The following is a 21,959-nucleotide window of genomic DNA, read 5'->3' on the forward strand; positions in this document are numbered from 1 at the left end:
GCTGGAAGAAACGTTGTAGTCACAGCTTCAATATGGTAAAGTTAAAGTAATGTACTTGGAGGTGTAAGGCATGCACACTTTACTTGTGACGCTTTTGGTCATTGTTTCAATCGCACTCATTGCTTGTGTTCTGCTGCAATCCGGGAAGAGCGCTGGATTGTCTGGTGCAATTTCAGGCGGTGCTGAACAGTTATTCGGTAAACAAAAGGCACGCGGTTTGGATTTAATCCTTCATCGTGCAACGGTTGTATTATCCATTCTGTTCTTTGGCATTACATTGCTTATTTCATACGCAGGTTTGTAATAGGAAGTCTGGCGGAGGCCAGGCTTTTTTTATTACTCTTATCTATTGCCTATTGTGCATTTGTGAAACATAATTCGAACGTTTTGGTTCCTGCGGTTTTTTATGCTTTAATAGTATTAGCCGAGAAAAATAAGTAATACTTGCTAAAAAAGGAATAAATATTATTTCCCCTGAAAAGAGCAGGCGCAAACTTTGCATTTGAAGGAGATTATACATATGAGAATTAAACTTCCGCAGCCTTTTACATTTAAAGGAGGAAAACGGGCCGTTCTGCTGCTGCATGGATTTACCGGAAATTCTTCCGATGTAAGGATGTTAGGGCGCTTTTTAGAAAAGAATGGCTATACCTGCCATGCTCCTCATTATAAAGGGCATGGAGTTCCCCCAGAGGAGCTTGTGAAGACCGGTCCTTCAGATTGGTGGAAGGATGTGATGATGGGGTATGACCATTTGAAAAGTCTTGGCTATGATGAAATTGCTGTAGCCGGACTGTCTTTGGGAGGCGTATTTTCTCTCAAATTAGGTTACACTGTACCTATAAAGGGTATCGTAACGATGTGTGCTCCCATGTATATTAAGACCCTCGATACAATGTATCAGGGAGTTCTCGATTATGCCCGGGAATTTAAAAAGTACGAGGGGAAAACAGAGGAGCAAATTGAAGCGGAAATGAAAAAGTTCAGCGAGACTCCAATGGAGACGCTGAATGCATTGCAGGCATTAATCAAGGATGTCCGTGAACATGCTGATCTTGTCTATGCCCCGACATTTGTCGTTCAGGGAAGACATGACAAAATGATCAATCCTGACAGCGCCAATATTATCTATCAGTCCGTAGAATCGGCAGTCAAGGATCTAAAATGGTATGAAGAGTCCGGGCATGTGATTACGTTAGGCAAAGAAAAGAATCAGCTTCATGAAGATGTATTCGCATTTTTGGAGAGTTTGGACTGGAATGAGTAAAAGGGGATGCCCTGTACATTAAAAGTTGTGAAGCAAGGAGGGTTTGGATATGGAAGACACGATACAGAAGCATATAGACAGGCTTCTGGAATACATGAAGGAAGAGGCATACAAGCCTCTGACTGTCCAGGAATTAGAAGGGGCCCTTGGGATTGAGGATTCAGCGGATTTCAAGGACTTCGTGAAAGCGCTCGTACAAATGGAGGAAAAAGGCTTAGTTGTCCGTACAAGGAGCAACCGCTACGGCCTTCCGCAAAAAATGAATCTTATTCGGGGAAAGCTTTCCGGGCACGCTAAAGGGTTTGCTTTTGTGACACCGGAGGATGAGCCGGAAATGGATGATATTTTCATCCCGCCAAATGAAACAAAAACGGCGATGCATGGTGACATTGTCCTCGTCAGAGTGTCAACAGAAACTTCCGGTTCCAGAAGAGAAGGAACCGTCATTCGGATTATCGAGCGCGGTGTAACCGAAGTCGTCGGTACATACTCTGAGAGTAAGCATTTTGGTTTCGTGATTCCGGATGATAAGAAGATTGCGAGTGATATTTTTATCCCTAAGCAGGCTTCAGGCGGCGCAGTTGAAGGTCATAAAGTCGTCGTAAAGCTTACTTCTTATCCGGAAGGCCGTACAAGTGCAGAAGGAGAAGTCATCGAGATACTGGGCCATAAAAATGACCCTGGTGTTGATATTCTTTCTGTCATTTATAAACATGGACTTCCGATGGAATTCCCGGAAGAAGTCATGCAGCAGGCGAATGCGGTTCCCGACACGATTGAGGAAAGCGAAATTGGAAATCGGAGAGATTTGCGCGGTGAATCACTGGTCACAATTGACGGTGCAGACGCAAAGGATTTGGATGATGCGGTCACAGTGAAAAAACTGGACAATGGCAATTATAAATTAGGTGTACACATTGCGGATGTCAGCCATTATGTAACCGAAAATTCACCGATTGATAAAGAAGCATTTGATCGCGGAACAAGTGTTTACTTAGTGGATCGGGTCATTCCGATGATTCCGCACAGGCTTTCAAATGGAATTTGTTCACTTAATCCGCAGGTCGACCGTTTTACCCTATCCTGTGAGATGGAAATTACGCCATCCGGGGAAGTGGTAAACCATGAGATCTTTGAAAGTGTCATCAAAACAAAAGAGCGGATGACCTACGGAAATGTGAATAAAATTCTTGTTGACCATGACGAAGAGCTGATCGAACGCTATGAACCGCTCGTGCCGATGTTCCGGGACATGGAGGAGCTGGCAGCGATTCTGCGCAAGAAAAGGATGAACCGCGGGGCGATTGATTTTGATTTTAAAGAAGCCAGGGTTCTTGTAGATGAGGAAGGCCATCCGACTGATGTCGTTCTTCGCGAGCGGTCTGTTGCCGAGAAATTAATCGAGGAATTCATGCTTGCCGCCAATGAAACGGTTGCCGAGCATTTCCACTGGCTGGATGTTCCATTCCTATACAGGATTCACGAAGATCCGAAGGAAGAAAAGCTGCAGCGTTTCTTTGAATTCATCACGAATTTCGGATATATTGTCAGAGGATCCGCCAATTCCGTTCATCCGCGCGCCCTTCAGGAAATCATTGAGGCGGTTGCAGGGAAGCCGGAGGAGATGGTTATCTCAACGGTTATGCTGAGATCGATGCAGCAGGCGAAATATGATCCGGAAAGTCTCGGACACTTTGGGCTTTCTACTGAATTCTATACCCATTTTACCTCACCAATCAGGCGTTATCCTGATTTGATCGTTCACAGGCTGATCCGGACGTACTTGATAGAAGGAAAGCTGAATGAAGCGACAAAACAAAAGTGGGATGCCCGTCTGCCTGAGATTGCCGACCATACGTCCAAACGTGAGCGCAGGGCTGTAGATGCCGAGCGCGAAACGGACGATCTGAAGAAAGCGGAATATATGCTGGATAAAATCGGGGAAGAATATGACGGCATCATCAGTTCCGTTACGAATTTCGGAATGTTCGTCGAGCTTCCGAACACGATTGAAGGACTTGTCCATGTCAGCTATATGACGGATGATTATTATCGTTATGATGAGCGGCAGCTGGCGATGATCGGGGAAAGAACCGGTAAGGTCTTCAGAATTGGAGATGAGATTTCAGTCCGTGTCTCTAATGTGAATAAAGATGAGCGTGCCGTTGATTTTGAAATTATCGGCATGAAAGTAAGCAGGCCTAGGCCGACCGGTGAAAAGCGCGTAATCAAAGCAGCACAGGGCGGCCGCCGCAGAAAAGGAAGCAGCGGAGAAGGCCGGGGAAAAGAGAAAGAAAGAGGCCGTAACGGCGATTCTCCGTCCGGGCAGCGTAAAAAGAAAAAGAAGAAATTCTACGAAAACGCTCCTGCTGCAAAAAGAAAGAAAAAACCTAAAAAGAGATAAAGTGAAACAGAGAGGGTGAACCTTTGCCCTCTCTTGAACATATGTAAAGGGGAGAACAGGATGCCAAAAGGAGCAGGGAAGCAATTAGCACAAAATAAAAAAGCCTATCATGATTTTTTTATAGAAGAAACATGGGAAGCGGGGATCGTTCTGCAGGGAACGGAAATTAAATCGATCCGCAGCGGGAAAGTGAACATGAAGGACGCCTATGCAAAAATTGAAAATGGCGAACTGTATCTTCACAATATGCATATCAGTCCATATGAGCAAGGAAACCGATTTAATCATGATCCATTGAGAACAAGAAAGCTATTGCTGCACCGGAAGGAAATCAATAAGCTGATCGGCGAAACAAAAGAAATCGGCTACACCATTGTTCCATTGAAAATGTATTTAAAAAATGGCTATGCAAAGGTTTTAATCGGACTTGGAAAAGGGAAAAAGCAATATGATAAGCGTGAAGACCTGAAGAGAAAAGAAGCCAAACGCGATATCGAAAGAGCCTTCAGGGAACGCCAGAAGATGTAGGGAGTTCCAAGACCTTACAATTGATTTTAAGACGGAATCTGTTATAATAAGTTATGTACCGATGACAACTGAATATCAGCGATTAAGCTGAATTCATCTCTCGTACGCTCCATTTCTATATTGGGGACGTTACGGATTCGACAGGGATAGTTCGAGCTTAAGTTGCGAGTCGAGGGGATCGGCCTCGTTAAAACGTCAAAGCCTATAACTGGCAAACAAAACAACAACCTAGCTTTCGCTGCCTAACAACAGTCGATAGCTGTTCCTCCCTCCATGGCCCACGTGGTAGGGTAAGGGACTCACTTTAAGTGGGATACGCCGGAATCCACCGTCTGAGGATGAAGGAAGAGACCAATCAGACTAGCTGCTCTGCCGCCTGTCGATAGGCTAATGAGTAAGCGAATTGCGAATATATCGACTACACTCGTAGAAGCTTAAGTGCCGTTATGTCTGGACGTGGGTTCGACTCCCACCGTCTCCACCAATACATATGTTGGTGGTTTTTATTTTTGTTATAAAATAGAAGAATTCAGAAGCGTAAATTTACCCAAAATGTAAATTTACGCTTTTTTGTGTGCGCCCGGCATGGGTGCAGTCTATAGGGTGAGAGTCCCGAACCATGAAGGCAGTAGTAATGGTTAGCTTAACGCAAGGGTGTCTGTGGTGACGCAGAATCTGAAGGAAGCGAGCGGCAAACCTCCGGTCTGAGGAACACGAACTTCATATAAGGCTAGGTACCATTGGATGAGTTTGCACAACAAAACGAAGTCCTTACTGCCGAAGGTGGTACAGAGTAAATGAAGCAGATAGATGGAGGGAAAGACTGTACTCTTACCCGGGGAGGTCTGATTGGAACGCCAAGTTCCCTTGGTAACCTATCCAGCGATGGACAGCTGAACAATCAGAAGTCAGCCGAGGTCATAGTACCATTCCAACTCGAGATGGAATGGGAAGGACTGAACTATTAGGAAGAACGAGAACTAGGCATATAATTCCTGTATAGAAGCAGACAATCCGAAAGGACTTACTTGAAGGAGGAAGTGGTGAATTCCACAGGGGACTTCATGAGGGTGGAGCAGGAATAACATAATTAGTTTTCTACGTTCACGTCGAAAGGAAATATCACATGTTAATGGATCTGATTCTGTCACGGGAAAACTTAATAGAAGCACTTAAACGTGTGGAGAAGAACAAAGGGAGTCACGGCATAGATGGAATGTCCGTAAAATCCCTACGAAGACATCTCTATGAGAACTGGGAAACTCTTTGTGATTCATTAAGGGAAGGTACCTATCAACCTAACCCAGTCCGTCGAGTCGAAATCCCGAAACCGAACGGTGGAGTAAGATTACTAGGAATACCTACCGTGACAGACCGGTTCATTCAACAGGCTATCGCCCAAGTTCTAACCCCACTTCTTGACCCAACCTTCTCAGAACATAGTTATGGGTTTAGACCAAATAGAAGAGGTCATGATGCGGTTCGTAAAGCAAGGGAATATATAAGTGAAGGTTATAGATGGGTGATTGACATGGACTTGGAGAAATTCTTTGATAGAGTCAATCATGATAAGTTAATGGGGATATTAGCAAGTAGAATCCAAGACCGGCAGGTCTTGAAACTTATACGGAAATATCTCCAAGCAGGAATTATGATGAATGGTGTAGTCTATGATGCAGAAGAAGGAACACCACAAGGAGGTCCACTGAGCCCCCTTCTTTCGAATATTCTTTTGGATAAACTTGATAAAGAGTTAGAAAGGAGAGGTCACAAGTTTGTCCGCTACGCCGATGATTGTAATATTTACATGAAATCGAAGAAAGCTGGAGAACGAGTGATGAACTCAATTACATGCTTTATTGAGCAGAAATTAAAGCTCAAAGTAAATAGAGAAAAGTCAGCAGTTGATCGCCCGTGGAAACGAAAGTTTCTTGGCTTTAGCTTTACGGTCAATAAGAAACCGAAGGTTCGAATAGCCAATGAAAGTATTAAAAGGCTTAAGGCTAAAATACGGGAGTTAACCTCCCGTTCTAAACAAATTCCTATGGAAGTTAGAATCGAGAAACTAAATCAATATCTAACGGGATGGTGTGGATATTTTGCATTGGCTGATACACCAAGTAAATTTAAAGAATTTGATGAGTGGATTAGACGGAGACTCCGTATGCTTGAATGGAAACAATGGAAGAAACCGAGGACAAGAGTAAGAAAACTCAAAGGTCTAGGTGTCCCTGACCAAAAGGCATATGAATGGGGAAACTCCAGAAAGAAATATTGGAGAATAGCCTGTAGTCCAATCTTACACAAAACCCTCAATAACTTGTATTGGAGTCACCGAGGGTTGAAAAGTTTATATAATCGATATGAATTTCTGCGTCAAACTTAATGGAACCGCCGTATACCGAACGGTACGTACGGTGGTGTGAGAGGTCGGGGGTTAATCACCCCCTCCTACTCGATTGCNTTTTCCTATTTAATCGTTGTATTTTTAATTTTGAGGGCTCATCGAGCCCCATAATTAGCCGGTTTGAGGATTGACCCAAGTCCAATTTGCCATCTTCTTTAAATTCATGGCACCAAAAGTAAGCAACGCCTGCATGGACAATTTTTTTAGACCTCTTAACGTTGTCCAACGCATGCCATGCTTTTCTTTTGCATCCGCAAAGACTCGCTCAATGGTTTCTTTACGTTTGGCATAGATATCTTTTATGGTTTGATGGTGTCGGAGATGATCTGCTTCTTCTACGTACCCTTCCCATATGTGTCTCTGAATGAGCTTTTGGTGGTTCTTACTTTGGGTACAATTCATGATCACTGGACAATCTTTACATATTTTAGGATCAGACTTATACTGACGATACCCCTCCTTAGTAGTCGTTGAGTAGTTCAACACATTGCCCTGCGGGCATAAATAGCAATCATGGTACTCATCGTAAACATAGTCATGTTTCCGAAAATATCCCTCTTTTGTACGCGGACGTGTATAAGGTAAAACGGGCGTGATGTCATTTTCTATTAGATAATTTGTGATTACTGGTGTCTTATAGGCTGCATCAGCAGCAACAGCTTCAGGCTTCCCAACTTCTTCCATTACTTTCTCAACCAAAGGCTCAAGTATCTGACTATCATGCGTATTACCAGGAGTTACGATGGTCCCTAATACAAATCCATTCCTATCTGAAGCAGCGTGAAAAGAATAAGCAAACTGCTTCGTTCTTTCATCTTTTACATAATATCCACTCTCAGGATCCGTCGTACTTTCTTTGATTTCTTTCGTTTCATTTTTTTCGAATTTATCTGGAGGGAAGGGATTCTTATCATGGTCCTCTCGGTCCTGATTGATTTCTTTTTGAAGACGTTGTTCATATGCTTTTGTTTCTTTACGGACAACTTTCTTTTGAAACTTTCGTTTATTCGCACTAGCTTTAACGTGTGTAGAGTCAATAAAAATATGTTCGGCACTGATTAACTTCTTCTTAGCAGCTTCGCTTATAATATGATAGAAAATCTGTTCAAACAAATCCGTATCTTTGAATCTGCGTTCGTAGTTTTTACCGAAGGTAGAAAAATGGGGGATTTTATCATGAAATCCGAATCCTAAAAACCATCGATAAGCCATATTGGTCTGGATTTCTTCAATCGTTTTGCGCATGGAGCGGATACCAAATATGTACTGAATAAATGTCATTTTAATAAGAATTACCGGGTCAATACTTGGACGACCTACATCTGAATACATATCCTCTACTAACGAATAAATAAATGAAAAATCGATCGCTTTTTCTAGTTTGCGAACCAAATGGTTCGCAGGAACAAGTTCATCCAGCGCAATCATTTCAATTTGATTTCTTTGAGTAGAAGAATATTTGGAAAGCATATTGGTCACCTCAAGTAAATTTGTTACCTCCATTTTAAAATAAAAAAGGCTGTAGATAAACTCGATTTTCACGAGTTTGTCTACAGCCTGAAACAACCTCATTATGAGGTTGTTTTTGTTGTCTCATGCCGGGATTTTTATTTAAATGAGTCTCGCTCCGTATCTGTTCTGCGAGAAAGAAATGAACCAAATCCAAAGAGATAAGAGAATAATTGGCTGAATTCCCAATGATTGTTGAGGAAGCGTATAGGTTCAAATTAGTTCAGTGAATAAGTGTCAGCGTTTCAATGAAGTTCTTGGTCCATAATAGATTTCCCTTAATCCTTAAATGAACAAACGTGTATTTCTTTGCGCTTTGGCTTCCCTTATAATAATGGCAGGGGGTGTACCCAATGGCACGTGAACGTAAATTCTCAACAGATGATATCTATCAGGCAACAAAGCAGATTTTACTTCAGCATGGCTATGAAGGATTTAATTTTGGTCTGTTAGCAGAACATCTCGATATTTCCAGAGGAGCCATTTATAAATATTTTGATAATCGTGAGGAACTGATTACAAACTTTATGCAGCATGAAATGAGGCTCTTTCTCATAGAGTTAAAAGAAATTGAAGAATATGATTCCTTTGATGAGAAATTAGACTTCTTATTGGATCTGATTTTTAAACATACATCGGTCCCCGAACTAATTGAAATTGGCCGGAGGATTCCAATTAACGGAAACAGCAAGGTCAAAGAGAATATCATTCAGCTGGAAAAGCTGCATCTTGATATGTATAAACATCTTCAAGGGTTTATCGACCTGGGCAGGCAGGAACAAAAGCTAAAGGCATCCTTACCGGACTCCTTACTATTGGGGATGATTTTTCAATCCATCTTGATTCCCAATCACTTTGGGGTTCCGCAATCAGAATGGGTTCGCTCGATAAAAGAGATCCTGTGTCATGGAATGTTCAATAAGGCTTAATTGACACTTGTGTTACTTTGAAAGATAATGATAGTAACACAGGTGTCACCTATCTATAATTAAAGTGACAAAAGTGTTACTTTAGGATTGAAGATATAGAAGGGAGCAGGCGGATGAAAACATTATTGCAAGCTGTCACGAATCGTGTGACAACCCAAAAAGGCATGTGGATCACGTTAACGGCTTGGTTGGCGGTAACGATTGCGTTGACATTATTCGCGCCAAGTGTGCGGGATTATCAGGTTTCAAAAATAGATACACTTCCAAAAGAGGCAGAATCGGTGATTGCCCAACAGAAAATAGATAAGTATTTTACGGATAATGAGGGAATCCCCGCTATACTGGTATTTCAGTCAAAGAGCGGCGAACTGCCCCTGTCAGAGCTTGCTCATGTGTTAAAGCAGATTGAAACTGAAAAGGGTAAAGGGATACAGCAGTTTGTTCCGATATCTGATCTTCCTCCACAGGCGGCAGCTGAATTCTTTTCAAAGGATCAAACGACTGCAGTCATTCCTTTAACTTTCGATTCTTCCCTTGAAACAAAGGAAATGAAAAAATCAATCGATCAGATGAGTGAAATTGTGAAAGATTCATCTGATCTATCCTTATATGTAACGGGACCTGCCGGAATCGCAGCAGATACGCTGGATCTGTTTTCCCGGGCGGATTTAGTTCTGATCTTTTCAACGGTCGGCATCATTTTAGTCTTATTAATTGTAATCTATCGTTCTCCATTATTAGCTCTGATCCCGCTTTTAGGAGCCGTATTTGTCTATCAAGTTGTGACACAGGTACTGGGGATTATGGGGAAAGGCGGATTGGCGATAAGCAGTCAAACTGTCTCCATCATGTCGATACTCTTATTTGCGGCTGTCATTGATTATTCTTTATTTGTTTTCTCCCGTTACCGCGAGGAATTGAAGAGCCATCTAAGCAAATATGAAGCCATGCAGGCAGCGATGAAGGAAACCGGGATGCCGGTATTCTTTTCGGGAGGGACGGTCCTGGCAGCTATGCTTGTCTTGTTTTTTGCGAAATCTGGCGACTATCGCAATTTTGCTCCAACCTTTGCGACTGCCATGGTGATTATTATGTTGGCATCGGTTACATTGATTCCGGCCCTCTTTACCTTATTCGGAAGGAAATCATTCTGGCCCAGAATTCCTAAAGTCGGCGATCAACACGTTCATAAACAGACGTTTTGGGGGAAGGTCGGTCAATTTGTTGGAAAAAGGCCAGGTGTTTCTGTTGCGGTGATCAGCATCCTATTACTGGCAGCTGCAAGCAATGTATTTTCTTTACATTATGAATTTGATACGATGAAGTCTTTTCCTGATGATATGCCTTCACGTCAAGGCTATGAAATTTTAGAAAATAAATTTGAAAAAGGCGATCTTGCACCCACTAATGTGCTGCTGGAAGCAAAGAAGGAACTGACGGCTGAACAGCAGGAAAAAGTAAGAAGCGTATTGGCAGATCAAGAGCTGGTCAGCAATGTACGTATAAATGGTGTGACAGACGACCATAAAGCAATCCATTACAGACTGACATTTGAAGGCAATCCTTATGACGTCCAAACGATGGATGCGATGGAAGAAATGATTCAAAACAGCAAAGAAATCACAGAAGCCGGCAATGTAGAGGGAAAGCTTTATTTTGCAGGTGAGACGGCTTCAAAAGTCGATGACAGAAGTGTGAACGACCGGGATGTCATCCTTATAGTGATCCTTGAAACCATTTTAATATTTGGGATGCTGATCTTTTTAACTAAATCAGTTAAAATGCCCATTTACATGATGGGCACGATCTTGATTTCCTTTCTGGCAGCTTTAGGGCTGGGAACATTCTTAACGAATCTATTCTTTGATATCAGTTCCGTCAGTGACAGAGTTCCGCTGTATGCCTTTGTGTTCCTGGTTGCACTTGGCATTGATTATAACATTATGCTCATCTCCAGGTTCCAGGAGGAACGAAGGAATAAATCTGTGAAAGAAGCGGCTGAAATCGCTGTTGCCAACACGGGCGGGGTTATTTCATCAGCCGGTGTGATTCTGGCAGCCACATTTGCTGTCCTGATGACGCAGCCGGTACAGCTTCTATTTGTATTTGGCTTCATAGTTGCAGTGGGGATTTTATTGGATACTTTCTTAATCAGGGGAGTCTTACTGCCGGGGCTCATTGTATTCTTGGAGAAGGATAAGGGCGCAAGTAAAAAGAAAGCCCGTGAGTAAATCAGGGAGAGTACTCAGTAAAGAAGCCTTGGGAGAACCATTGATTTTGGTTCCCAAGGCTTTTTGCCTTATACAGGTTTGCTGCTGCGTTCTAATGGTGGGCTTTTTCCAGAGCCAGTTTAATGCCGAATCCAATCAGGATGGTGCCGGTGATTCCTTCGATCATATTCTGTGTCTTTGGCTTTTTCATGAATGAACGAATTTGATTAAGCAAAAAGATATAAAGCAAAAACCAAATGGCAGTCAAGGCAGTATAAGTGATTCCCATCATTAAAAAAGGGATAAAAGTCTCGCTGCCGGGATTCACAAACTGAGGCAGAAAAGTCAGGAAGAAGACAGCGACTTTTGGATTTAAGATATTGGTCAGGAACCCCTGTTTAAAACAAGAGGTATGAGAAAACTGACTTTTGGGATGTTCAATTGCAGCTGCAGTTTCCTTTTTTCTTAGAGACCATAATGTTTTCACTCCCAGATAAATTAAGTAAACAGCACCGACATATTTGAAGATGGAAAATAATAAGGCCGACTTCACAATGATCGCTGAAAGCCCCAATACCGCAGCAGAGGTATGGATCAAAAGGGCGCAGCACGTTCCTAATGTTGTTTTGAAGCCTCCGCTTTTTCCGGATGCGAGCGTGTTTTTAGTAGCGATGGCCGTGTCAGGGCCAGGTAAAATAATGAGTAAAATACACATAAGGACAAATACATAAAAGTTTTCCATTTGTTATCACCTTTCTTGTTATTTGGCACCTGCACAGGAGAGATCCGTCATAATGAAGACAAAAGCACCAAGGGATACCTTTCGCTATAGCTTGCTGATTCCCCTGCATTTTCTGCTGCCTATTCCATTCATTGTCTCATAAAGAGATTGAAGGCAGGGGGATATTATACGAAGAATCATATATGGGAAGTCAATCAAATACCTTCACTTTATTTGTCTTGAAATGGTATTCTATTCAAGAAATTCATCGCATCTAAGGAGGCGTTCATATGGACGTACATAATCATACTGTGTCAAAGTCAAATGGAAATAAGCTTGCTTTATTTGCTTTGGCTGTGACATTTTTCGGCGTTGGAGTTACGGAATTCATCAGCGTTGGTGTTCTTCCTGCTGTTTCTGAGGAATTTGGCATCACAACATCGATGGCTGGATTAATTGTCTCCATGTATGCTCTTGGAGTAGCTATAGGAGGTCCTGTTTTAACTTCACTGACTGCTAAGTTTCCGCGGAAAAATATATTATTGGCTGTCATCGTTTTATTTATAATCGGACATGTTATCACAGCCATAGCACCTGTTTTCAGTATCGTTTTAGCGGGACGCATATTATCAGCATTCGCACATGGAGTATTTTTTGCGATAGGCTCTAATGTTGCCGCAAGTCTGGTTCCGAAAACTCGGCAGGCAAGCGCCATTGCCTTCGTATTTGGCGGTTTTACAATCGCAACAGCAATAGGAGCGCCGTTAGGAACCTATATAAGTGAAATGTTCGGCTGGAGACTGCCTTTTTTCGGGATTGCCATTATAGGTGTCATTGCTCTTATTTTTAACTTTATCGGAATTCCCGGCCAACAGTTAAAAACAGAAACGCCGCCCTCTTTTAAAGAACAATTGAAATTAGTGTCTAACGGAAGAATTTTACTTGTATTATCGGTAACGATTCTTGGATATGGGGGAACATTTGTAACGTTTACGTATTTGTCGCCGATCCTTCAAGAAGTCATGGGAATCAGTCCTAAATATATTAGTGTGATTTTATTTATGGGGTAGCGATTGCCATCGGTAATACGATTGGAGGCCGTTACGGAGATCGCAATCCGCTGAAAGCTTTACTTTATATGTTTGTTGTACAATCCATTATTTTATTGATCTTCACCTTTACAGCTCCGTTTAGGATATCTGGTCTTATGACTGTTATAGCGATGGGCTTGTTAGCGTTTATGAGTGTCCCCGTTCTTCAGTCTTATGTGCTGAGTCTTGCGAAGCGTTATGTACCGAGCGCGGCAGACGTTGCTTCCTCTTTAAATATTGCTTCATTTAACGGAGGGATTGCCTTAGGATCATATACCGGCGGGTTGGTTACCGGCAGCTTGGGGCTGCAGCATTCGCCTTGGGTTGCTGCCATTATGGTACTGGCAGGTGCTCTCCTTACTATTGTTTGTATTGCTTTAGAAAAGAAAGATGCTAGCTGAAGAGCTGCTTTTTCTGAGCCTGGGGTCAAAATAAAAAAATCAGCATGGTGCCGCATCCCAGAAGTTAGATTTCAAAATCTAACTTTTGGGGTGTTTTACGGTCTCGGCTGGATTGCCACCGTACCGCCGACTATCGGCATAGCATGACAAGTCTTTGGCATCAAAAAGAGCGGAATTGTATATGGATGGATTTTTGCGCCCCATCAGGCGGGGAGCTGCAGCATCTTTTGGCGGCGGGCATATATACAATATTTCTTTAATTCGTATACATGCGGTTTTCTCTTAGCAGGCGTGTTTAGCGTTTTGGCAGTCTTATTTGTATACAAAAATCCGAGACAATGATAAGAGCAGAAAAGACCTTTAATACATAATAGCGGGCTTAAAAATGAAAAGATGATCAAAAGGATGTCCTTGACGGATATCCTTTTTTGTCGATTTGGTATGAATCTTGCATAGAAAGTAAAGAGAGAAACGGCTGGCCGTGATAAAAAATAGTTTGTCAAAAGGAGAGGATACCATTCATATGGAACAGCATGCATGGATTAACGGTGAGTGGGTTCAGGGTGCAGGAAGGCGGCGGGAACTGATTAACCCGGCGACAGGGGAAATCATGCAAACGATTCAAGAAACATCTGAGGAACAAACTGAGGCTGCGATTGAAGCGGCTCATCAGGCCTTTTATTATTCGGACTGGTCAAAGGATCAGAAACTGCGGGTCAAAGTGATGAATCAATTGGCTGATTTAATGGATTTAGAGAAAGAAGCTCTGGCGAAAATCGAAACAGAGAATACAGGAAAACCGATTAAAGAGGCGAGGATAGATGTGGAGGACAGCATTGCCTGCCTGCGCTATTATGCCCATTTTATTGAGGAAGAAACTCCTTGGCAAAAGGAAATGGAAGATGGGACAGTCAGTCGGGTGATCCGGGAACCGGTTGGAGTCTGCGGTTTGATTGTACCTTGGAATTTCCCTTTGCTTTTGGGCATGTGGAAGCTGGCACCGGCTCTGGCCGCAGGAAATACGATTGTTTTTAAACCATCGGAGTGGACGCCGCTGTCTTTCATCAAGCTGGCCGGGCTGATCCATCAGAGCGGCATGCCAAAAGGGGTGTTCAATCTTATATTGGGGGCAGGAGACCCTGTTGGGAAAACAATTGTAGAAAGTGATAAGGTGAACAAAATCTCGTTCACAGGAGGTTCGGAAACAGGGAAGCGGATCAATGAGCAATGTGCCCGTTCACTAAAAAGGGTCTCGCTGGAACTGGGAGGAAAGTCCCCTTTACTTGTGCTGGAAGATGCAGATTTGGATCTGGCAGCAGAATGGGCAGCATATGGTGCGTTCTTCAACCAGGGAGAAGTGTGTGTGGCCTCCTCTCGAATTTTAGTACAGGATAAAATCTATCAAGCGTTTATAGAAAGACTGGCTGAAAAGGCTTCATTCATACAGATAGGCGATCCTTTGAATGAGAGAACAGAGATGGGTCCGCTGATTTCAGCGGAGCATGTTGAAAAAGTGACTGGATATATTTCGAAAGGCCTGTCGGAAGGAGCAAGCCTCTTATATGGCGGAAAAACACTGAAGCAGCCGGGCTATTTTCTTCAGCCGACGATATTTGCGGATGTAACTCAGGACATGCAAATCGTTCAGGAAGAAATTTTTGGACCTGTTGTGACCATTCAGTCATTTCAGGATGAAGCGGAAGCTATTCGATTAGCCAATGGGACAAAATTCGGACTGGCAGCCGGCATTCTGTCTGCAGATGAAGAGAAGGCGGCAGAAATCGCTGCAAAGCTCCAAGCCGGGACGATTTGGATCAATAGCTATCATACACCATACGTAGAAACATCCTGGGGCGGATATAAACAAAGCGGAATTGGCCGGGAATTAGGTCCGCAAGGATACTACGGGTTTACAGAGACGAAGCATATCAACAGCAGAAGAGAAATAGAGAAACTTGGGTGGTGCGGTTTTTAAAAAAATGAAGGGGGATACGAGAATGGCGAATGGTCAAGCGGGAATGGGCAGGGATAATATTCTGCCGGTAACAAGAAGCGGGAGAACCATGGGGCTGTGGAGTACGTTTGCCCTCTGGCTGGCAGCCAATGTGGTCATCACTTCCATTATGACAGGGATGATGTTCATTCCTGATTTATCAATCAAAGAGGCGATGTTTGCGATTGTAGCAGGTTCTGTTATCGGGGCGATTCCTTTAGCGCTGACTGGGTATATTGGGACACGGACAGGTTTATCCACCATGGTGATGGCAAGGGCCTCTTTTGGACAAAAAGGTGCTATATTGCCTGCTTTAGTCAATACTGTCGTATTGGTTGGGTGGAGCTGGATACAGGCTTATATGGCCGGTCTGAGTCTGAATTATGCTGTTCACTATACATTTGGCTACAGCAATATTAACTTATTCGTTATTTTGGCAGAAGTACTGGTAGTAGCCATTACGATTTATGGACATCGGGGTGTCGAAGCAATCGAGAAATATATTTCTATTGCGATGCTGGTACTCTCTGCCGTTGTATTTTATAAGCTGTTTACAGAATATGATGCGGGTTCCCTTATCACATTGCAGCTTAGTGAAAATCCTGCGATTACTTCTATCATTGCGTTTGATATTGTAGTGGCTACAGCCTTCTCCTGGATGTCTTCGGTATGTGACTTTAACCGTTATTGTAAAAGCGAGAAAGCAGGCATTGCCGGAACATTTGCCGGCTACCTTTTAGCTTCTCTGATTGCGATGGGAATGGGAGCGGTTGTCGGAGGATTCAGCATTCTGGGAGGAATGGAACAAACCTATGACCCGACCTATTTGCTTGCTCAGCATGGATTTGGGTTAATCGCTTCCCTTGTTGTATTCTTTTCGGTTATTTCCACAAATGTTATGGCATTGTTCAGTGCTACCATGTCCTTCATGAATATTGTTCCTAAAATGAACTTTTGGATAATTGGGATGATCCTTGGCGTAATCTGTACAATCGGTGCTCTTTTTAAGGAACTTCTAATGGCTAACTTTTATGATTTTATTTTATTGATTGCAACCCTGTTCATTCCTGTGTTCGCGATTGTACTGACAGACTTCTTTATTTTGAAAAAGGGAGAATATGATGCAGAGGAAATCTGCTCTAATAAGAAAGGTACGTATCAATATCAAAAGGGTATTAATATAAGAGCATATATTTCTTATATTCTTGGGGCGGGTTTTGCCTTTTATTTCACTTATGTAAGTCCGCTCAGCGTCGGGGCAACCATTCCTACATTTATCATCTCAAGCGGTGTATACTGGGTATTAATGTATGTTTCTTATGATGTATCCGGCCGTAAGGGACATGAAGAAATCAGAAGGGACAAGCACGCGGGATAAAAACAGAATATTCTAATTTTAAAAAAGGAGTCTGTAATGAAGATAAGTAAAATAGTAGATTTATCGATTCCGATAACAGCAGCCACACCGGTTTATCCGGGAGACCCGAAGCCTGCTGTGAAACAGGCGGCTGCGATTGATCAGGATGGATATAACGTCAGTCAGCTTATAGTAGGCTCGCATACAGGAACACATGTCGATGCTCCGTTTCATTTTAAAAGTGATGGGTTAAAAATGGATGAGCTGCCCCTTACTCAATTTATGGGGAGAGGACAGGTATTCGATGTAAGGGGCAAACAAAAAGGGAGTGCCGTCACTTTAGAAGATGTAAGGCCAGGGATTGAGAAGTGCAGGACAGGTGATATTGCTCTGTTTTTAACTGGATGGTCCCGATATGCAGGAACAGATTTATATTTCGAACATCCGTATTTGGATCTATCCGTCATCCAAAAGCTATTGGAGCAAGGAATAAGTACGATCTTTATCGATGCCTTGAATATCGATCCTCCTGATGGGAGCTCTTTTTTAGGCCATGAAGCCATCTTGGGAGCTAATGGAGTGATTGGGGAAAACTTCACGAACTTTGAGCTCATCGATTTTCCTGATCCCCTCATTGTGGCGCTGCCATTAAAGCTCGAAGGCCTGGATGGATCGCCAGTGAGAGCGGCGGCTATTCAGGTAAAATAATATTCTATGAGACAGGCGAAGAAAACGAATTAGTTCTCTTCGCCTTTTTCATGAGAAGTTTTCGGATACAGCGACAAATGAAAAGTTTCTTACAATATTGTAAAAATAGTTTGAAAAAATAGTTAATTTTGAATATGATATTCAATAATGAATATTTTTTGAGGAGGGAGAGCGATGGAACAAAACATTTACGAAGAAGCAGAAGCCATTTTAAACTCTTTAAAAAATGATTTATTAGTAACGGGCATCGATGGCACGATATTAAGATCGACAAAAACAACCTCCCAAATTTATGGTATGGATGAGAATGAATTAATTGGACGTTCGGTTTATGATTTGGAAAAGGAGGGAATCTTTAAGCCCGCTATAACTCCGTTAATCATTAAGAAAAAGAAAAAAGCGACTATTGTCCAGACAACGGCGGACGGCAAGAGATTGCTGGTAACAGGCATCCCGGTTTATAACGGGGAAGGGGAAATCTATCGGATTATCAGTTATTCACATGATATTACAGACCTTATCAGTATGAAGGATTATTTAGCAAAAATGGAAGATGAAATGACGCGTGTACGGGAAGAGCTGGAACTGTTAAAGGGGGACAATGATGCTCCGGATGGGCTGATTTCCCGTGATAAGACGATGAGAAACACGCTGCAGATGGCCAGACAAGTCGCTGAAGTAGATGTAAATACATTGCTGTTAGGGGAGTCCGGTGTAGGGAAAACCTTGATCGCTAAGTATATACATAATCTAAGCGCGCGAAAAGACGGACCGTTCATTGAAGTGAATTGCGGCGCGATTCCGCCTTCCTTATTTGAGGCTGAAATATTTGGCTATGAATCGGGCTCGTTTACCGGAGCGAGCCGGAAGGGTAAGGAAGGGCTCGTGGAATTGGCAGATCAAGGAACCTTATTTTTAGATGAGGTCGGCGAGCTTTCGATGGAAAATCAGGTAAAATTATTAAAGCTGATTCAGGAAAAACAGTTTTACCGGGTAGGCGGAACAAAATTGAAAAAGGTAGATTTCCGATTAGTTGCGGCGACAAATCAAGATTTAAAGAAAATGGTTGAAAACAAGCTATTCCGGGAAGATTTATATTTTCGGTTAAATGTGGTACCGATTCACATCCCGTCTTTAAAGGAAAGAAGTGAGGATATTGTGCCGTTGATTTCTTACTTTTTAAAGCACTTCGGCAGCAAATACAATCGGCCGCGGGAAATGGATGAAGCGGCAATGGAGATATTGGTGAATCATACTTGGAAAGGCAATGTGCGTGAATTAATGAACTTGATTGAGCGTTTAGTGGTCACAACCTCGGCGAAATTAATCTCCGTGGATAATTTGCCAGAAACGTTCCGCAGCAATGGAGATATTGAAATCACTTGGGATATAGAGAAATCCAGTTTAAAGGAAATCATTGAAAACGTAGAAAGCCAAGTTTTTAAGCAGGCAAAGAAAAAGTATCATACTTCCGTTTTGATTGCAGAAAAATTAGGAATCAGTCAGCCTACTGCTATTCGAAAGCTTAATAAATACCAAATTAAATAAAAGTTGGCACGCAGATTGCATGATAATTGATTATCATGCTTTTTTATTTGAAAAGAAGCATCGAGCTGCAATTTAACAATCTATGAAATGAAGAGGAGATGAAGTGTTTATGTATCAGCCAAAGGATGCTTCCCAGTCACCGCGCTTTACAGGTATTCGCACATTTATGAGATTAGAAAATATTCGAACAACAGATAATGTGGATTTTGTCATTGTAGGTGTTCCTTTTGATACAGCTGCATCCAATCGGGTCGGAACTAGGTACGGCCCTCAGCATATACGAAACTTTTCTGTTTTGCTGCGGCCTTATAATCCAGAGCAGGATATCGATGTTTTCGAATATTGTTCCGGTGTGGATTATGGAGATATTGATATTATTCCTGGAAATGTTCTTCGTACATATGACCGAATGGTCGAAGGGTTGACGCCTATTCTGGAAAAAGGGGTCGTTCCAATTATTTTAGGAGGCGATCATTCTATCTCATTAGGAAACTTGCGGGCCTTCCATAAGAAATATGGGAAAATGGCGCTTGTCCACTTTGATTCACATGGAGATACATGGGATCAATATTATGGGGAAAAATATACACATGGCACACCATTCAGAAGAGCAGTGGAAGAGGGGCTCATTGATACAGAACATTCTATCCAGGTTGGCATGAGGGGGCCTTTATATGGGCCGGGGGATATTCAGGATGCCAGGGACCTGGGCTTTGAAGTGATTACCATGAGTGAAACGAGAAAATTGGGACAGAAAGAAGTTATTCGCCGCATACACGAGAGAGTCGGGACAGAACAGCCAGTATTTGTTACGTTTGATATTGATTTTGTTGATCCGGCCTATGCCCCAGGGACAGGGACACCGGAAGTAGCGGGACCGACAAGCCATGAAGCGCTGGAGTATGTCCGGGCCTTGGATGGTCTCAATTTAGTCGGTTTCGATTTGGTTGAAGTCCTTCCTGCTTATGATCATGGAGAAATTACAGCTGCTTTGGCATCGGCTGTTGCGTTTGAGATGATGACCTTGGTTGCTTTGAAAAAGAGAAGGCTGAGTGGGAATAAAGAAGGAACTCAGGCATTGCCTTTGGGAGCGGGGCAGCAGTGAAGGTAAAAGAGAAAGAAATATAAAATGAGAAAAGGCTATGGCAATCCCAGTGCCATAGCCTTAAATGTGTATATAAAACTTTCTTATATGAACAGGGGGTGTCGTATAAGAGAAGTGAATAGCTTATTTCTTCTTTATTTTAGATTAATGATATCTTCTGCAAGTGAAGCGAAAGTCTCGCCAACATACGTGTCAGCATCATAAATCGTTGCACCTTGCGTTTCTTCCGGTTTAGCGAAAGGAATTTGGGCAATCATATCTGTTTCCAGCTTCTCAGCCAACAGTTCTCCTCCGCCTTGGCCGAAGAGATATTTACGTGTGCCGTCAGCTTCTTCATAATAGGACATGTTTTCAATCACGCCTAAAATTTCATGCTTTGTATGCTTAGCCATTACGCCGGCACGTGAAGCAACAAAAGAAGCGACATTATGCGGTGTTGTGACAATTACCTCTTTAGATTGCGGAATCATAGCGGCTACATCAATCGCTACATCGCCAGTGCCCGGCGGCAAATCCAGCAGCAAGTAGTCAAGTTCACCCCAATGTGTATTCACGAGGAAGTTCTTGATCCATTTGTTAAGCATGGGTCCGCGCCACATTACTGGGTTGTCATTGTCTGTGAAGAAGCCCATGGACATTACTTTCACTCCATGGCTTTCAGCAGGAATAACCGTTTGATCGATCATGGTCGGTTTTTTGTCAATCTGCATCATGGCAGGAATGCTGAAGCCATAAATATCGGCGTCAAGAATTCCGACTTTTTTGCCGGCCCTTGCGAGAGACACGGCCAGGTTAATGGTGACGGTAGATTTACCGACGCCGCCTTTCCCGCTTGTAACTGCGATGAAAGTGACACCTGAATCCGGACGCAGCATTTTGGGCATGCCGTTTTCCGCTGTGGCGTTCTGTTTTAACGATTGGGTCAATGCAGCCCGTTCTTCTTTGGTCATTTCTCCAAACGTCAAACGCACGCTTGATGCGCCAATATTTTTCAGAGAGGTTTCAATATCCTCTTGAATCTTTGCTTTTAAAGGGCATCCAGAGATGGTCAAAACAACTTCCAGCTGAACTTGACCGCCGTTGATGCGAATGTTTCGGACCATATTTAGGTCAACGATACTTTTATGCAGCTCAGGATCTTGGACATGCTTCAAGGCATCAATAATTTTTTGTTCTGTTAGCATGGAACCCATCCTTTCTTGCTGATTTTTGCCAAAAAGAGGACGCAGGACTGAAATGGAGAAATAGCGATCCCAGTCCATGCGTCTCTCATAATTATTGTTCTTGTTTTGTTTGGTTCTCTTCTTTTAATTCCCGGCCCATGCCTTTTAAGAAATGGACACCAAAGCCGATCGCTCGGTTTATATCGGGATCATTCAGTGTTTTCATCAGGCTCATAACGCCGATTTTCTTATCAGACTCTAGGAATTTATTTGCTTCGTCAATCCCTGACATTGTGCTTAACAGAAGTCTGGTCATATGCTCAGCATCTGCTTTCATTAAGGCGCCGGTTGCACCCATAAGCGTATTGATCAGGTTAGTGACAGGTTCGCGTCCAACCTGCTGAAGGGCAATTTTAGCAATTTGCTCTTTTCCTTTCAGCATGGAAGTAGCTGCTTCCAGCATTCCGGAGTCACTTAGTTCGCCCAGAACTTTGAAAAGGTTGCTTACTGTCTCTTCATTCTCCATAACGAGCATTTTCAATTCTTCAAGCTTTTGCTGCTGTGCTGCTTCTTCATTTACTTCTCTGTGTATGTGAGTAATAGGAGCTGCCATGTTTT

General features: G+C 42.7%; 17 protein-coding genes, 1 other RNA gene and 1 pseudogene. 15 read left to right on the top strand and 4 right to left on the bottom strand.

The genetic code is table 11. From position 1 onward, the window contains the following. The first annotated feature begins 70 nt into the window (after positions 1 to 70). From secG to ltrA, 7 genes are all read left to right on the top strand, one after another. Positions 71 to 304: a preprotein translocase subunit SecG gene (gene secG / locus BQ4305_RS14970; RefSeq protein WP_110928521.1), complete on the top strand. Its 234-nt coding sequence runs from the start codon at positions 71 to 73 to the stop codon at positions 302 to 304. A 216-nt stretch (positions 305 to 520) separates the two neighbouring features. Next, entirely contained in the window at positions 521 to 1,267 is a 747-nt protein-coding gene (locus BQ4305_RS14975) for an alpha/beta hydrolase (protein ID WP_110928522.1), read from the top strand. 49 nt (positions 1,268 to 1,316) lie between these two features. Continuing rightward, the gene (gene rnr, locus BQ4305_RS14980; RefSeq protein WP_110928523.1) at positions 1,317 to 3,671 is read left to right on the top strand and encodes a ribonuclease R; all 2,355 of its coding nucleotides are present in this window, start codon (positions 1,317 to 1,319) and stop codon (positions 3,669 to 3,671) included. A gap of 60 nt (positions 3,672 to 3,731) precedes the next feature. Then, the gene (gene smpB / locus BQ4305_RS14985; RefSeq protein ID WP_110928524.1) at positions 3,732 to 4,199 is read left to right on the top strand and encodes an SsrA-binding protein SmpB; all 468 of its coding nucleotides are present in this window, start codon (positions 3,732 to 3,734) and stop codon (positions 4,197 to 4,199) included. A 122-nt stretch (positions 4,200 to 4,321) separates the two neighbouring features. Next, positions 4,322 to 4,683: a transfer-messenger RNA gene (gene ssrA / locus BQ4305_RS14990) on the top strand. Positions 4,684 to 4,996: 313 nt separating this feature from the next. Then, positions 4,997 to 5,167 carry a hypothetical protein gene (locus BQ4305_RS21565; RefSeq protein WP_199880500.1) on the top strand — a complete coding sequence of 57 codons (171 nt, stop codon included), beginning with the start codon at positions 4,997 to 4,999 and terminating at the stop codon, positions 5,165 to 5,167. Positions 5,168 to 5,325: 158 nt separating this feature from the next. Next, on the top strand, positions 5,326 to 6,585 hold the full coding sequence (gene ltrA, locus BQ4305_RS15000; RefSeq protein WP_110926047.1) for a group II intron reverse transcriptase/maturase: 1,260 nt from the start codon (positions 5,326 to 5,328) through the stop codon (positions 6,583 to 6,585). Positions 6,586 to 6,717: 132 nt separating this feature from the next. Here the strand turns inward: ltrA and BQ4305_RS15005 are convergent, their stop codons facing one another. Then, the gene (locus BQ4305_RS15005) at positions 6,718 to 8,076 is read right to left on the bottom strand and encodes an IS1182 family transposase (RefSeq protein WP_110928831.1); all 1,359 of its coding nucleotides are present in this window, start codon (positions 8,074 to 8,076) and stop codon (positions 6,718 to 6,720) included. 392 nt (positions 8,077 to 8,468) lie between these two features. On the opposite strand from BQ4305_RS15005, the gene BQ4305_RS15010 reads away from it, so the two are divergent. Together BQ4305_RS15010 and BQ4305_RS15015 are read left to right on the top strand one after the other, a co-directional pair. After that, the gene (locus tag BQ4305_RS15010) at positions 8,469 to 9,044 is read left to right on the top strand and encodes a TetR/AcrR family transcriptional regulator (protein WP_110928525.1); all 576 of its coding nucleotides are present in this window, start codon (positions 8,469 to 8,471) and stop codon (positions 9,042 to 9,044) included. Between the two features lie 113 nt (positions 9,045 to 9,157). After that, a complete protein-coding gene (locus tag BQ4305_RS15015; RefSeq protein WP_110928526.1) occupies positions 9,158 to 11,275 on the top strand; it encodes an MMPL family transporter in 2,118 nt (705 codons plus the stop codon). Between the two features lie 91 nt (positions 11,276 to 11,366). Here the strand turns inward: BQ4305_RS15015 and BQ4305_RS15020 are convergent, their stop codons facing one another. Beyond that, positions 11,367 to 11,996 (bottom strand): LysE family translocator, encoded by a 630-nt coding sequence (locus BQ4305_RS15020; RefSeq protein ID WP_110928527.1) that lies wholly within the window; start codon positions 11,994 to 11,996, stop codon positions 11,367 to 11,369. Between the two features lie 269 nt (positions 11,997 to 12,265). Here BQ4305_RS15020 and BQ4305_RS15025 point away from each other — a divergent pair. The 6 genes and pseudogenes from BQ4305_RS15025 (at position 12,266) to speB (ending at position 20,178) form a co-directional block, all read left to right on the top strand. Beyond that, positions 12,266 to 13,467: pseudogene (locus BQ4305_RS15025) on the top strand (MFS transporter). Between the two features lie 523 nt (positions 13,468 to 13,990). Beyond that, the gene (locus BQ4305_RS15035; RefSeq protein ID WP_110928528.1) at positions 13,991 to 15,442 is read left to right on the top strand and encodes an aldehyde dehydrogenase family protein; all 1,452 of its coding nucleotides are present in this window, start codon (positions 13,991 to 13,993) and stop codon (positions 15,440 to 15,442) included. Between the two features lie 22 nt (positions 15,443 to 15,464). Next, positions 15,465 to 16,838, top strand: a complete 1,374-nt coding sequence (locus BQ4305_RS15040; protein ID WP_110928529.1) for a purine-cytosine permease family protein — start codon at positions 15,465 to 15,467, stop codon at positions 16,836 to 16,838. Positions 16,839 to 16,874: 36 nt separating this feature from the next. Then, on the top strand, positions 16,875 to 17,525 hold the full coding sequence (locus BQ4305_RS15045; protein ID WP_110928530.1) for a cyclase family protein: 651 nt from the start codon (positions 16,875 to 16,877) through the stop codon (positions 17,523 to 17,525). 174 nt (positions 17,526 to 17,699) lie between these two features. Beyond that, complete coding sequence (locus BQ4305_RS15050; protein ID WP_110928531.1) at positions 17,700 to 19,073, top strand: sigma-54 interaction domain-containing protein; 1,374 nt, start codon at positions 17,700 to 17,702, stop codon at positions 19,071 to 19,073. Between the two features lie 109 nt (positions 19,074 to 19,182). Then, positions 19,183 to 20,178 carry an agmatinase gene (gene speB, locus BQ4305_RS15055; RefSeq protein ID WP_110928532.1) on the top strand — a complete coding sequence of 332 codons (996 nt, stop codon included), beginning with the start codon at positions 19,183 to 19,185 and terminating at the stop codon, positions 20,176 to 20,178. A 134-nt stretch (positions 20,179 to 20,312) separates the two neighbouring features. On the opposite strand, the gene BQ4305_RS15060 is transcribed toward speB, so the two are convergent. Then, positions 20,313 to 21,362 carry a P-loop NTPase gene (locus BQ4305_RS15060; protein ID WP_110928832.1) on the bottom strand — a complete coding sequence of 350 codons (1,050 nt, stop codon included), beginning with the start codon at positions 21,360 to 21,362 and terminating at the stop codon, positions 20,313 to 20,315. 91 nt (positions 21,363 to 21,453) lie between these two features. Continuing rightward, positions 21,454 to 21,954: a helical membrane plugin domain-containing protein gene (locus BQ4305_RS15065; RefSeq protein ID WP_110928533.1), complete on the bottom strand. Its 501-nt coding sequence runs from the start codon at positions 21,952 to 21,954 to the stop codon at positions 21,454 to 21,456. Between the last annotated feature and the right edge of the window lie 5 nt (positions 21,955 to 21,959).

Source organism: Bacillus massiliglaciei (assembly GCF_900098925.1).
GTDB classification, from domain to species: Bacteria; Bacillota; Bacilli; order Bacillales; family DSM-1321; genus Peribacillus; species Peribacillus massiliglaciei.